The organism is Paludisphaera sp. (assembly GCF_037189885.1).
Taxonomy (GTDB): domain Bacteria; phylum Planctomycetota; class Planctomycetia; order Isosphaerales; family Isosphaeraceae; genus Paludisphaera.
Window position 1 is genome coordinate 1 of the sequence record NZ_JBBCIR010000026.1, and the last position, 13563, is coordinate 13563.

13 protein-coding genes and 1 pseudogene are annotated in these 13563 nt (G+C 71.2%); 7 read left to right on the top strand and 7 right to left on the bottom strand.

Annotated elements, in window-relative coordinates; translation table 11 throughout:
• The 4 genes from WG209_RS10110 to WG209_RS10125 form a co-directional block, all read right to left on the bottom strand.
• A partial coding sequence (locus WG209_RS10110) for a hypothetical protein (protein WP_337174912.1) occupies positions 1-1941 on the bottom strand: 1941 nt, incomplete at its 3' end.
• A gap of 187 nt (positions 1942-2128) precedes the next feature.
• Positions 2129-2473, bottom strand: a complete 345-nt coding sequence (locus WG209_RS10115; RefSeq protein ID WP_337174913.1) for a hypothetical protein — start codon at positions 2471-2473, stop codon at positions 2129-2131.
• Positions 2474-2658: 185 nt separating this feature from the next.
• Entirely contained in the window at positions 2659-4863 is a 2205-nt protein-coding gene (locus WG209_RS10120) for a molybdopterin cofactor-binding domain-containing protein (RefSeq protein WP_337174914.1), read from the bottom strand.
• Positions 4860-5345 carry a (2Fe-2S)-binding protein gene (locus tag WG209_RS10125; protein WP_337174915.1) on the bottom strand — a complete coding sequence of 162 codons (486 nt, stop codon included), beginning with the start codon at positions 5343-5345 and terminating at the stop codon, positions 4860-4862. Before WG209_RS10125 ends, WG209_RS10120 begins: the two co-directional genes overlap by 4 nt.
• Positions 5346-5530: 185 nt before the next feature.
• Here WG209_RS10125 and WG209_RS10130 point away from each other — a divergent pair, with 185 nt between their 5' ends.
• The 4 genes from WG209_RS10130 (at position 5531) to WG209_RS10145 (ending at position 8051) form a co-directional block, all read left to right on the top strand.
• Positions 5531-6034: a hypothetical protein gene (locus WG209_RS10130; RefSeq protein WP_337174916.1), complete on the top strand. Its 504-nt coding sequence runs from the start codon at positions 5531-5533 to the stop codon at positions 6032-6034.
• Between the two features lie 135 nt (positions 6035-6169).
• The gene (locus WG209_RS10135) at positions 6170-7012 is read left to right on the top strand and encodes a hypothetical protein (RefSeq protein WP_337174917.1); all 843 of its coding nucleotides are present in this window, start codon (positions 6170-6172) and stop codon (positions 7010-7012) included.
• 145 nt (positions 7013-7157) lie between these two features.
• Positions 7158-7598: a hypothetical protein gene (locus tag WG209_RS10140; protein ID WP_337174918.1), complete on the top strand. Its 441-nt coding sequence runs from the start codon at positions 7158-7160 to the stop codon at positions 7596-7598.
• Positions 7599-7742: 144 nt separating this feature from the next.
• Positions 7743-8051 (top strand): hypothetical protein, encoded by a 309-nt coding sequence (locus WG209_RS10145; RefSeq protein ID WP_337174919.1) that lies wholly within the window; start codon positions 7743-7745, stop codon positions 8049-8051.
• On the opposite strand, the gene WG209_RS10150 is transcribed toward WG209_RS10145, so the two are convergent.
• The 3 genes and pseudogenes from WG209_RS10150 to WG209_RS10160 all read right to left on the bottom strand — a co-directional run.
• Positions 8048-9805: a cytochrome c peroxidase gene (locus WG209_RS10150; protein WP_337174920.1), complete on the bottom strand. Its 1758-nt coding sequence runs from the start codon at positions 9803-9805 to the stop codon at positions 8048-8050. The genes WG209_RS10145 and WG209_RS10150 overlap by 4 nt on opposite strands.
• A 64-nt stretch (positions 9806-9869) precedes the next feature.
• Positions 9870-10499, bottom strand: coding sequence for a restriction endonuclease (locus tag WG209_RS10155; protein WP_337174924.1), 630 nt, complete (start codon positions 10497-10499; stop codon positions 9870-9872).
• A 33-nt stretch (positions 10500-10532) separates the two neighbouring features.
• A pseudogene (locus tag WG209_RS10160) lies at positions 10533-10766 on the bottom strand (winged helix-turn-helix domain-containing protein); the annotation flags it as partial.
• Positions 10767-10980: 214 nt separating this feature from the next.
• Between WG209_RS10160 and WG209_RS10165 the strand changes: the two are divergent.
• From WG209_RS10165 to WG209_RS10175, 3 genes are all read left to right on the top strand, one after another.
• Positions 10981-11373 (top strand): DUF488 domain-containing protein, encoded by a 393-nt coding sequence (locus WG209_RS10165; protein ID WP_337174921.1) that lies wholly within the window; start codon positions 10981-10983, stop codon positions 11371-11373.
• A gap of 95 nt (positions 11374-11468) precedes the next feature.
• Positions 11469-12392: a Uma2 family endonuclease gene (locus WG209_RS10170; RefSeq protein WP_337174922.1), complete on the top strand. Its 924-nt coding sequence runs from the start codon at positions 11469-11471 to the stop codon at positions 12390-12392.
• 230 nt (positions 12393-12622) lie between these two features.
• On the top strand, positions 12623-13563 hold a 941-nt coding region (locus tag WG209_RS10175), incomplete at its 3' end, for a peptidylprolyl isomerase (RefSeq protein WP_337174923.1).

A 13563-nucleotide genomic window follows, 5' to 3' on the forward strand; every position in this document is an offset into this window, starting at 1 on the left:
GTCGTAGGTCAAGTTGGGCGGGTTGTGGAAGGCCTCGACGACGGCCTTGAAGGCGAGCCGGCCGGTGGTCACGTCCTGGGAGAGGACGAGGTCGCCGGGGCGGATCGACTCGATGGGCCGGTCCCCCTGGAGGGTGCGGACCAGCGTCCCGCCGGCGAAGCACGAGGGGCCGACTCGGAAGCCGACGACCGACGTCGTGGGGATCGGCGCCGCCTGGGGTTGGAACGCGATGGGCACCTCCTCGACGACCATCGCCGGCGGCGTGGAGGCCGCCCGCAGCGGCTGGCCATAGCCGTGCAGGTCCGTCACCCAGTCCATCCACTTCTCGCGGCTCTTGCCGAAGTCCTCCCCGCTGGCGTCCTTGAGGACGGCGATCGCCCGCTCGTTGGTCTCGCGGATCGGGGCGTTGTGGGCCTCGATGCCGGCGACGTCGGCCGCGAGCTGCTCTCGCGCGATCAGCGCCGAGGCGTTGGCCTCGGCGACCATTTGCTCGTAGGGATACTGGAGCGAACTCTGGAAGATCGGCCGCAAGGTATTGGTCCCGAGGAGGCTCGCAAAGCTAGAGATGGGCCTGCCGTCCGGGTACCGCAACGGCCCGGGATCTTGAGCTATCTGGTCGACAATGGACCGCGCAAGCCCGATCGGCACTCCGGCCCGCTCGAGAGTCGCGGCGGCGACGTTCGGTTGATCGACCGGCCAGGTGTAGGCGGATGGGATCTCGGGGGCCATGGGAAGGCCGGTGATGCCGTCGATCGTGAAACCCATGTTGATGGGCAGGGTCGTGACCGGCCGTCGGCCTCGGAGGAAATTGTGGAGATCTCGCGGCTCGAAAGGAGTCCCCACGACCGCGCCCGTGGGCCGATTGAGGACCACATTGCCATTCGCGTCCCTCGCGATCTGGTCGCCCGGGAGGATCTGGGGGGCCTGCATGGGCCGGTAGACGCGGCGGACGTGGGCGTCGTCCCCCTCGACGAGCAGCTCGCCCTGGGAGCCGGGGCCCTCGACGGGCTTCACCTTGTACTTGACCTCGTCGCGGAGCTGCAGCGCGAGGAAGCCGGCGAACTCGCGGGGGTCGCGGCGCTGGAGCAGGGCGGCGGCGTCGGAGCGGAGCGCCGCGTGGGGGCTGTAGACGGCCAGGGTCGCCAGGGCGAGCGACGCCTCGGGGCCCTCGATCCGGCTCAGGACGTCGACCGCGACCGCCTGCCGGGATTCCACGCCCCCCCGGGCGAAGACGCGGAAGAGGGAGGGGACGGCGCGGGGGTCGGCGATCGCCGCCAGCTCCGCGCGGGCCTCGGCCCGCCGGGCGTCGTCCCTGCCGGCGAGGGCGTCGCGGAGCTTCTCCAGCCTCGGCCGCCAGGCGCGATCGGCCTTCGCCTGGGCGTCGCGCTCGGCCTTGATGGCGGCCTCGACCTCGGGGTTGACCCAGCGGTTGCCGACCTTCCTGAAGCCCAGCCGGCGCCAGGCGCCCTCGCGGCCGGGGTCGAGTTGCAAGGCGCGGCGGAGGTGGGCGACCATCGGCTCGACCAGGCCGTTCTCCTCGCACCAGAGCGCCAGCCTATACTGGTCGTCGGCCTTGTCGGCCGTCCGGGCGCGGCGCTCGAAATATTCGTCCAGCAGCGCCTTCTGGTCGGGCGACCGCTCGACGGAGCGGGCGACGTCGGCGGGGCGCATCCAGCGGCCGTCGCGCTTCACCTGGCCGAGCAGGCCGCGGGCGCGCTGGTCGTCGGGGTCGAGGAGGACGGCGCGGGCGAGGTGGCGGGCCTTCTCCGCGGCCATACCGCGGGCCTCGCACCAGAGGGCGAGGTCGACGTGGGCCGAGGCGTCGCGGCCGGCGGCGGCGGCGGCCGCCTCGTAGGCGGCGCGGTCGGGCCCGGGGGGCCCCGCGCCGTCGTCGCCGGTCGCCATGCATAACGCGCCGCCGAGCAGCCATGCCGCGATCATGTCGCCGCCTCCCGAGAAGGGGAAGGGGGAGAGGCCCCCGGAGTTGAATCCATGCACTCTTAATACGGGAGACGATCGCCGGGGTCAAGATATTCGGCGAATTTGATGGTCTCCATGCTTCAGGCGTACCCCGGAGTTCCGCCGTCAACTCCCCATGGCCGCAGCATGCCGTTATTGAGATGGGTGCTTAATCGAGGAGTTTGGTGTCTTCCCACACATCCTCATAGCCGGGGGCGAGGATAACGCGCCATCCGGGCGGCAACTGGAGGTATGGCAGCACGTCGGGACACCATGAATCCAGGTGGCTGATGCAGAGGGGCACGAAGAAGTCCGGGTCGTCGGGCACCTCCTCGCCCCTCCAGATGTACCAGCCGCTGGTATCGCCTACGAGGTCATATCTTATAGCATACAACGGTACGAGGTTTTCCTTGACGTTGAGCGCGATTCCGACCTTGAGATCCGGCGGCGCTGGAATCGGATTGACGCCGAATCGTCGACAGGTGGCGATCTGGGATTGTTCGAGGCTAGGCATGATGGAATCCTTGCAATCTTCGCGCCTGGCGCGAGGAGGGCGGCCGATAAACCGCGCGACGACGGCCTCTCGGCTCATAATTCCGGACGAGGTGGCGGGCGCGAGGCCGGCGGCCCAGTCATCCCGCCTTCGGGCGTCTTCTCCCACGAGGGAGTAGGGCCATGCATGTCCAATAATCTCCCTTGCTACGCCCGCGGCTCCAGGCGAAGCGGCATGGAGCGACAGCGGCGGCCGGTGGCGGCGGCGACGGCGTTGGCGATGGCCGGAGCGACGGCGATGATCGGGGTCTCCCCCGCGCCGGCGGAGGGGAGATCGGGGCGGTCGAGCGGGTGGACCTCGATGGCCGGCAGGTCGGCGAAGCGCGGGACGCGGTAGTCGCGGAACGAGCCATTGGTGACCATCCCGTCGGCGAACTCGACCGCCTCGAAGAGCGCGGGGCCCAGGCCCATCACGACCGCCCCTTCAACCTGCGCGCGGAGGTTGTCGGGGTTGATGACCTTGCCGCATTCGAAGACCTCGCAAACGTGGTCGACCTTCACGCGCCCCTCGGCCTCGTCGACCGTGACGGCGACGCAGCAGGCGACGAAGCCCCCCTTGTCCAGCCCGCACGCCAGGCCGACCCCCTTGCCGGGCTCCCTGGCCTTCGACCGTCCCTCCCAGCCGAACCGCGACGCGGCCTCGGCCAGCGCGTCGCGGAGCCGGGGCTCGGCGATCAGGCCGAGGCGGAAGGCCAGCGGGTCGGCCCCCGCGAGCGCGGCCAGCTCGTCCATGAACGCCTCGCGGGCGAAGGTGTTGGCCGTGCTGGCGAGCGCCCGGTAGGAGCCGTGCCGCAGCGGGGCGTCGGACGGCAGGAACCGGCAGTCGGACTTGCCGACGCGGTAGGGGGTCCGCACCGACCCCGGGCCGGAGTTGACGTTGATGTGACGCCATGTGGCGATGGCGCCGTCGGCGTCGAGCGACGCCTCCATCTCGATCGCGCCGGCGGGCCGGAACTGGGCCCAGGCGAATTCCTCCGCGCGGGTCCAGGCCACGCGCGTGGGCTTGCCCGCCTCCTTCGCCAGCCGGGCCGCCTCGACGGCGTACTCGCCGGAATGCTTGCCGCCGAACCCCCCGCCGAAGTCCGGCACCACGACGCGCACGCGGTCTTCCGCCAGGCCGAAGGCCCGCGCCGTCTCCCCCCGGACGTTGAACGGGACCTGGGTGCCGACCCAGACGGTGAGCCTGTCCCCCTCCCACTCGGCGACCGCCACGCGGGTCTCCATCGGGCAATGCTGGATGTAGGAGACCTCGTAGGACGCCCGCAGCGCCTTCGCCCCTTCCTCGTGCGGCGGCCGGTCGGGGAGCCCCCCCTGGGCGTTGGCGCGGAGGTGGTCGAAGAGCGCGGCGCTCGACGTTTTCGGCGGGGGGACGTCCCACTCGGCCGTCTTCGCGATCGCGGCGAGCGCCTCGGCCGCCTTCGCCGAGGTCGGCGCGGCGACGCCGACGAACGGGCCGTCGCGCGCGACGACCACGCCGGGCATCGACCGCGCGGGGGCCAGGTCGACCGACTTCAGGGTCGCGCCATAGCTCGGCGCGCGCAGGACGCGGCCGTAAAGCATGCCGGGGCGGACGACGTCGGACGGATATTCATGCGTCCCGGTGACGATGGAGCGGCCGGTGGGCTTGGGGATCGACGTCCCCATCGTCTTCCAGGCGTCCGCCGACGCCAGCTCGACGCGCTCGGGGAGCGTCGCGGACATGGCGCGTGCGGCGTCGGGGTCGCGGGCCATCTCGGCGTAGGCGAGCGATTCGCCGGGCTTCGAGCCGGCGCTCGCCTTGCCTTCGGCGACGACGACCTCGGACGCGTCGACGCCCCAACGCCTGGCGGCGGCGGCGACCAGCAGCGCCCGGGCGGAGGCGCACCCGAGGCGCACCGCCGGGACGGTCATCGGGGTGGTGAGGCTGCCGTAGGTGCCGCCGTCGTCCGGGACGGAGTCGGTGTCCCCCATCACCAGTCGGACGGCGTCGAACGGGACGCGCAGCTCCTCGGCGGCGGCCTGGGCCAGCTCGGCGCGGGCGCCCTGGCCGCACTCGACCTTGCCGGTGAGGACGGTACCGGTGCCGTCCTCTCCCAGGTGGACCCGCGCGGCGACGCTCGCCGCGCCACGACCCCCCGGCCCGCCGCGCCCGCGCCTCGGCGGCTCCTCGCCCGTCGCCCTCCCCGCCGCGGCGTCGGCCGCGACGGCGATCATCAGCCCCGCGCCGAGCACCTTCAGCACGTCGCGGCGATCGGGCTCGGATAGGGTCGGGCCGTCGAAGCGATACGGGACCACGTCGACGGGCTCGTCGTAATCGGCCGGGACGCCGGCGGCTTGCAGGGCGGCGGCCTTCCAGTCGTCGCGGGGCTTCATCGCGCGCCTCCCTCGGCCAGCTCGACCGCGCGTCGGACGGCCTTCACGATCCGGGGGTGGCTGCAACAGCGGCAGATGTTGCGGTCCATCCCGGCGACGATCTCCTCGTCGCTCGGCGCGGGGTTGGCGTCGAGGAGGGCGACGGCCGAGACGATCATCCCCGGCGTGCAGAACCCGCACTGGAAGGCGCCCAGCTCCAGGAAAGCCCGTTGGACCGGGTGGAGTTCGTCGCCGTCGGCGAGCCCCTCGATCGTGACGACCGAGCGGCCCGCCGCCTTGGCGACGGCCGTCCGGCAGGCGTTCATGCGGCGGCCGTCGACCAGGACCGAGCACGCGCCACAAATCCCTTCGCCGCAGCCATGCTTGGCCCCGCGGAGTTCGAGATCCTCGCGCAGGACGTCCAGCAGGGTCCGGTCGGGGTCGGTCGCCACCGACCGCTCGCGGCCGTTGACCGTGAATCGCACCGTGACTTCCGCTCCCATGGGCCCCTCCTCGCTGGGTTCCGGCGAATCCCGGCCGCCACGCCTACTGTGATCCCGCGCGGCGGCGAGGTCAAGCGGTCGTCCGTCGGCGCGCGATTCGCGATGACCTCACTGCGTCGCCCGTTGGTGTCGGCCGTCGCGGCCGGCGGGCGCGTGGGATTCTCGAATAAGGAGGAGTCACCTTGATGACCATCAATCGCGCGAGCACCCTGGGGATCGGGGCCGCCGTCTTGCTCTGGACCGCGTCCGCCTCGGCGCCGGCGCAGACTATACCTCAGAACGTGGCCCAGCCGCTGCGAGCCGCGGCGAACGTCCTCACCGGCGGCCAGTACGGGGCGCGGGCCTACTCGCCCCACGGATACACGACCGCCTCGCCCTACCAGTACGCGACGCCGACTTATCGCCAGGCTCCGGGCTATGGATGGACCACGTCCCAGCCGACTTACCAGGCCTACGCCCCGGCCCGGCCCGGATACCCCACGACGTATTACAACTCGGGCTATCGCGGATACGCCCAGCCCGGGACCGCCCAGTATTACCAGCAGCCGACCAACCCGGTGGACCGGGCCGTGAACGCGGCGCGGTCGATCATCCAGCCCCAGCAGTATACCTACCCGACTTACCCAACGTACCCGGCCTACACGTCCCCGGGCTTCGCGCCGACGTACGGTTACACCGTCCCGCGCTAAGCGGAGTACCCGAGGTTGCGGAAAGATCCCGGGATTTGCTCCCATCTCGGGCCGATCGATACTAAACTAACTAGCCGATCGGGGGAGGGGGGCGTCTGGCCTCCCTCCCGTCCGCGCCCACCCCGGAGCACCGCGATGATGCCGATCCGAACCCTGGTCCCGGCGGTCCTCATGCTGGTGGCCCTTTGGGCCTGCTCGCCGGCCTCTCTCGCCCAGATGGGCCCATACGGCCCGAACGTCGACCCCTACGCGGCCTTCGGGTCCGCCTTCGGGGGGGATGGCGGCAACGGATACGCGACCGGGGTCGACCCCGGGGCGGTCGTCGACGGCATCTACGGCGCGGCGAGCCCTTACAACCCGGAGTGGTCGGATCAGGGCCGGGCGCCGCGGCGATCTCGGAACGCGGCCGCGCGGCGGCGGGCGGCCCAGGCCGCCGAGCGCCAGCGGGCGGCGTCCGCGGACATGCCGTACACGGCGTACAACCCCCCGCGGCTGGGCACCATGCCCCGCGAGGCCAGGGCCATGATATCGCGGACCGGCGATTCCCCGGCGGCCCCCCTCGACCCGTGGGTTCCCACCCTCAGGCCCAATGTCCCGCATCTTGAAAGCGGGATGGCGGAACTCCAGGCCGGCGACCCTCGACTCAACGCCGGGATGCCGGGGCTGGACGCCGGCATGTCTCGGCTGACCGCGGCCATGCCGGGGCTGAACGCAGGGATGCCGGGGTTGGACGCCGGCATGTCGCGACTGAACGCCGGGATGCCGGCGCTGAACGCGGGCATGTCGCAATTGAACGCGGGCATGCCCCAGCTTGGTGCCGGGATGCCCCAGCTTGGTGCGGGCATGCCGCAACTCGGCGCGGGGATGCCCCAACTCGGCTACCAGGGTCCCACGCTCGACGCGTCGCTCCCCCCGCTCGGCACCGGGCTCCCCATGTTCGGGGCCGCGATGTCCCGGCCCCTCGGGGGCTCGAAGTAACGCGGCGGACGCCGGGGGGTCGGTCGATCGCGCGGGAATTCGCGGATGGTCCGGGCGATTTCCCGCCTCGCGGGGCGGGGCGGGCCTAGAATGCTCGTTGAGGCGTCGCGCCTTACTCCTTCGACGCTCCAACGGGACCAACGCGATGAAACCGATCCGATCGACGATCACGGCGGCTTTCCTGCTGGCGGCGCTGGCGGCCTACGCGCCGTCGGCCCGCGCGCAGGGCTTCTTCTACGGCCAGGGCGTGACCGGCTACTCATATACCGGCTTCAACTCGTCCTACGGCTCGTACGGCTACGGCGGCTTCGGGCCGATGTACTACGGCCAGAACTTGACCATGGGCGGCCTGTACGGCGTGCCTTACGGGGGCGTGGGCTATTACGGCGGCGGCTATGGCGGCTATTACGGCGGCGCCGCGCCCATGTTCTACAACCAGCCGGTGCCCTTCGGCCAACCCACGTTCACTCCTTATCAACGCCCGACCGGCAACGGCTGGGGGGCGGTGAACGGCGTCTCCCCGCTGGTGCCGCGACTCGACGCGGCGGTCCCCCAACTCTCCCCGAATGTGCCGCGCCTGCGGTGATCGTGGTGGGGACTTTCCCCGCTCCATGACCGGGGCTTGGGCGAAATCCACCGGGAGGGCCGGCATCTCCGTTCGCGCCCGGCCCTCCCGAGGGTTCGATCCCTACTCGGCCGGGAAATGATGATGTTCAGAGTGTACTTGCTGATGGCATTGTTCACGCTTTTCATGGCCCTCGCCGCTTACCCGCTGGAAGCCACTCACCACGTGTTTGTCGCTAGCGACGTGTCGCCGGAACTGGCGATGGCGCTCGGCGTGGACGAGGATCTGCTCCGGAAGGAGCTTGGAGTAGCCCTTCAGCGCGACCGGGGGCCGCGAGTCATATTCAACGGCCTTCCCTGGCTCCTGCTCTCCGGTTGCTTCCTTCGGTCGTACTGGAAGGCGCTGCGCGACGCCGATGGGGAAGCCAGTGCGATCGCGACCCCTGACGCGGCTCCCACCTCCGCCGGATGCTAGAGGGACCGCAGGAATGACGCGAGGTCGGCGATCTCGGCGTCGGTCAGCTCGCCGCCGTCCGGGTGGCGGGCCTGCCGGAAGAGGTCCGGGAGCGACATGACCGAGGCGTCGTGGAGCAGGGCGGGACGGCGGCCGACGCCCCGCAGCGATGGCGGATTGAACTCGCGGTTGCCTACGGCGTCGACCAGGCCGACGTCGTAGCTTCCGCGCGTGGTGTAGGCCGGCGGGGCGTGGCAGTCGGCGCAGCCGTTGGACTCGAAGATGGCGCGACCCCGCGCGACGGCATCGGCGTCGGCGACCGGCTCGGGCCGGGGCGGGTCGAGCGAGCGGAGATAGGCGGCGAGGGCCTCGATCTGCCGCGGGGCCGGCTCGTGGCCGCGCATGGTGGTGGTGATCGACGTGTGGATCTGGTCCTGGAGCCTTCGCGACGCTCCCGTCCAGCCGAACGGGGCGGTGTCCGCGATCCCCAGCAGCGAGGGGGAGCGTTTCGCCGCGCCGTAGGATCCGTCGGTCATGGTGTCGGTCAGAACGTCGGAGGCGTGGCCGTCGGCGTGGCAGGTGTGGCAGCTCATCCAGCCGTCCTCGGAGACCCGGGCGTCGCGGAACAGCGACTCCCCTTCCTCCAGGAGCGTCGCGGGGCGACGGCGGCCGTCGATCCCGGCGGCGGCCGAGAGGGCGACCACCCCCGCGAGCTTGCCGGCCGTCAGGTCCACGACCGTCAAGGCGTCGTCGAACCGATCCGCCGTGTAGGCGGTCGCGGCCTCGGCGTCGATCGCCAGCGCGACCGGCGCGCGGCCGACCGAGAACCGCTCGTAAGGCTCGCCCAGCGCCAGGGCCGAGGCGACCTGGTCCGTCCCCGCCATGGAGACGACCGCCTCTCCCCTCGGCCCGAACGCCAGCGCCGAAGGATCGGCCGAGCCCTTGCCGACCGTCCCCAGAACAATGATCCTCGAGTTCGCGACGAGGTCGGCGTCGGTTGCGCCGGGCGATCGGAGGTCGTCGAGACGGACGACCCGGATCCAGCTCCGCATGACCAGCCCCCACTCGACGTCCTGCCGCGAGGTGTTGGCCCTGGGGACGCCGTTCTGCGCCAGGATCGCCACGCCGAGGCCGTCGGGGGTGATCGTTGGGGCGCGGAGGTTGTGGTCGGGGAGCGTCAGGACGCGACGGACGACCATCGCGTCCAGGTCCACCAGCGCGAGCCGGCCGCCGAAGGCGTCGGTCGCCACGGCCTCCGAGCCCCCCGGGAGGACGGCGGCCTCGCGCGGGCTGAACGGCAGGTCGACCGCGGCGACGGCGCAAAGGGCGTCCGTCGCGCCCCACTCCACGAACGTCGCCCGCCGCGACCATCGCGAGACGACCATCGCGCGGCGGCCGTCCCCGTGCACGACGGCGCGGGTGGGGTCGTCGGCCACGCGGACGGCGTCGAGCCGGGCGATCGTCCCCCCGCGCCTGACGATGCGGACGACCTCCCCCGCCTCCTGGTCGACGGCCAGCCAGACGTCCGGGTCGGCCGTCGCGCGCAGGTCGGAGAGCCCCCGGCCGATCGCGACTTCCTCCTCGACCCGCCGCCCCTTCGCGTCCACGACCGCGACGGTCCCCGTCCCCCGATTGGCGACGAGCAGCCGCGATCCGCCGTCGATGAGCAGCAGCGCCTCGGGCCTCCGCGGCTCCTCCCCCCGCGTCGGCGCCAGGCCGGCGATCAGGGCGAGCAGCGCCGTCGCGAGCGGTCGTGATCGTGGAATTCGCGGCATCGCGGGCGTCCTCCGAGGTTCGCGTGGTCCCCGCGATTGTAGCCGATCGCGGCGCCGGGCCGCGTCAGATCCCGTCCTCGTCGAAGAAGTCGTTGGAGACCTCCTTGAGGGCGTAGGTCCTGGTCGTGGTCACGCCCAGGTCGTGGTCGATCATCAGTTCCGCCAGGCGGTCGCCGTCGACGAGGACGACCGTCTTCCCCTCGATCCGCGCGAGGAAATCCATGCCGTCCCTGGTGAAGGTGGAGGTCGTGAGGATGACCCCCTTCTTGGCCCGATAGTAATCCATGCTGCCGACGAACTGCTGCACCACGGGCCTCCCCACCGGCCCGTCCCATCGCTTGGCCTGGATGCAGACCACGTCGAGCCCCAGCTTGTCCTGCCGGATCACCCCGTCGATCCCGCCATCCCCCGACTTCCCCGTCACGCTCCCATGGCCCGCCACCCCGCCATACCCCATCGCCATCAGCAGCCGCACCACCACGCTCTCGAAGAACGACGGCGAGCAAGTTTTCAGGCGGGATAGAAGTTCCTCCGCCGTGGCCTGTCGGATCGACTCATGGGCGGATTCGATGAGGTCGTGCGGAGTGCGTTTATCGTCGACCACCAGCGGCGATCGCTTCGCCGCGTTCTCCCGTCCCTGGCCCCTGGCCTCGAAATATTCCTTGTAAGCTGGGAACCGCTCAAGAAATTTCACGTCGATGCGATCAGGAGACTCGGCCAGAACGGACTGGCCAAGCGGCGTGATTCGAACGGGATTCCTGCCCGCCCCCTCAATCAGTCCGGCGATACGCAGGGACATCCTCGACCAACTCGCGCGGTTCACGATGACCGGCATCTGACCGCTCGGCACGCGCTGCTCTCGCTCCTCCGGCGTGAGGGCGAAGTGATCCGATAGGGCATGGTTCAAGTCCCGAATGCTCCAGGGCTTCCCATCGGCGAGGAAGCGCAGCATCGGCAGCATGATCGTCTGATAGTCGGGGATCGCCACGGATACACCTTAGCGGGTGGTCGAGATCGGGCCGAGTCGGCGGGATCAATGGGGCGGCATCGCCTCCATCCATTCTGGGTCATGGTTCGCGAGAGGGGAAGTCGGGCGGGGTGGCAGCCCGTAGAATACCGGGGGCCGATCGCCCGGCGTTGCCCCGGGCCTGGTTATGCCTCCGGGAGTCGCGCCCATGCCGAAGTCATCACTTGTCCCGTCGCGCGTCCGATTGAAGCGGGCTTATCTTCCGGCCGAGCCCGACGACGGCGCGCGGATCCTGGTCGATCGGCTCTGGCCGCGCGGGGTGAGCAAGGAGAAGGCCGCGCTCGACGAGTGGATGAAGGACGTCGGCCCGAGCACCGAATTGCGGAAGTGGTTCGGCCACGATCCCGAACGCTGGGACGAGTTCCGGCGCCGCTATCGGGGCGAGCTTCGACACCACGCCGAGGAGCTTGGCCGTCTTCGCGCCCTGGCCGGGGAGGGGACGGTCACGCTCGTCTACGCCGCCCGCGACGAGGAGCACAACGAAGCGGTCGTGCTGAGGGAAGTCCTGCTGGAAGGCGATCGCCACTCGTCCGGCGCGTGATCCCGATGCCGCGGCATCCCGTCTGGCGTCGGCGCGGGGGTCGTGCTACAAATACTGGACGTTTGCACCGAGGCGACCCGGAGGGAGCCCTCTTTATGAGCACCGCCCGTCCCGACCCCCGCGCTTCGACGATGTACGTCGACCCGGACGAACCGGAGTACCCCTCCAGCGACGGCAGGCCGATGGCCGAGAGCACCACCCAGTTCCGCTGGATCGTCACCATCAAGGAGGGGCTCGACGCGCTTTTCGCCGCGTACCCCGACGTCTTCGTCGCCGGCGACCTCCTCTGGTATGCCACCAAGGGGGACAAGACGGACGTGATGGCCCCCGACGCCATGGTCGTCTTCGGCCGCCCCAAGGGAGACCGGCGATCCTATCGCGAGTGGGTTGAGGACGGGGTCGTCCCGCAGGTGGTCTTCGAGGTCGCCTCGCATACGAACACGCCGCAAGAGATGGCCGAGAAGCGGCGTCGCTACGACGCACGGGGCGTCGAGGAATACTACTTCTACGACCCGGATTCCGGCGAGCTGGAAGGTTGGCTGCGGCGCCCCGACGGCCTCCGGCCGATCAAGGCCGACGGCTGGACGTCCCCTCGCCTGGGGGTGACGTTCGACGCCCCCCGCCGCAAGGAGGCCCTGGTCATCCTGCGCCCGGACGGCCGCCCGTTCCGCACCTTCGGCGAGCTGGCCAAGGACGAGGAGGCGGCGCGTCGGATCGCCCGCGCCGAGCGTCGTCGCCGCCGCCGCGCCGAGCGGATGGCGCTGGAGGAGGGGGAGCGGGCCGAGTCGGAACGCCTCTCCCGCGAGCGAGCCCAACGTCGCGCCGACGAGGAATCCCGCCGCGCCGACGCGGAGGCCAGGCGGGCCGACGCCGAGCGCCTGTCGCGCCAGGAGGCGGAGGCTCGCGTTGAGTCGGAGCGCCTGTCGCGCCAGGAGGCGGAGGCTCGCGCCGAGGAGGCGCGCCGCCGGGCCGAGATGATGGAGGCCAGGCTGCGCGAGCTGGGGATCGAGCCCGGCTGATCGCCGGCTCGGCTGGGCCGCCGCGGAAATTGGCCTGTCCGCCGTGGCCGATTCGGGGTATCCAGGGGCGGCACGTCTCGTCCTTTATCGGGCGCGGAGGCTGTGGGGCGATTCCCCGCCTGGCCTCCCCGACGCCCGCGTCTTCGCTGGAACCAACGGCCCTGGCCGGATTCGCCCCTTCGTCGCCGCACCGCGCAGCCAGGCCGCCGAGCATGATCGGAGTGCGGCCGATGAGCAAGCCGTCGAGGGCCCGTCGCTTTCGCGTTTGGGGCCGGGTGGAGAGCCTGGAGACCCGGGCGCTGATGACCATCGCCGTCACCGCGCCGCTGCCGGACGTGGCCGCGCCCGCCGGCTCGGCCGCGGCGACCGTCGACCTGGGCGCCCACTTCCAGGATCCCGACGGCAAGGCCGACTTCGCCGTCTTCAACACCACTCACGGCACCATCCCGGTCCTGCTGACCCCCGCCACCACGCCGAAGACCGTCGCCAACTTCCTCAATTATGTGAACAAGGGGGCCTACGCGAATTCGATCGTCCATCGGTCGGTCCCCGGCTTCGTCTGGCAGGCGGGGGGCTTCCGGCTCAACTCCACGCCGGGCATCGAGCAGACGCCGGCCGACTCCCCGGTGCAGAACGAGTTCGGGGCGTCGAACACGCGCGGGACGATCGCGATGGCGAAGCTCGGCAACGACCCCAACAGCGCGACGAGCCAGTTCTTCTTCAACCTGTCGGACTCCAACGCCGCGAACCTGGACAACCAGAACGGCGGCTTCACCGTCTTCGGGCGGGTGGTGGGGCAGTCCGGGCTGGCGGTGATGGACTCCATCGCCGCGACGCCGGTCCCCGCGCCGGGGCCTTACGCCTCGCCGCTGGACTCGATCCCGCTGATGAACTACAAGGCTGGCTCGGCGGTGCAGCTCGAAAACCTCGTCCTCATCAAGGACGTGACCACGGCCGACCGGGCGTACTCCGCGGTCAGCGACGCCCCCAACGTGGCCGCGGCGACCCTGCGCGGGGACAAGCTGGTCGTCACTCCCCTCGCGGCCGGGACGGCGACCGTCACCGTCGTCGGCCACGGCGCCGACGGGAGCACGGCCGCCGCAAGCTTCACCGTCCACGTCACCCCCGGCGGGGCCCCGCCGACGCCCCCCCCCCCCCCCCCCCCCCGGAA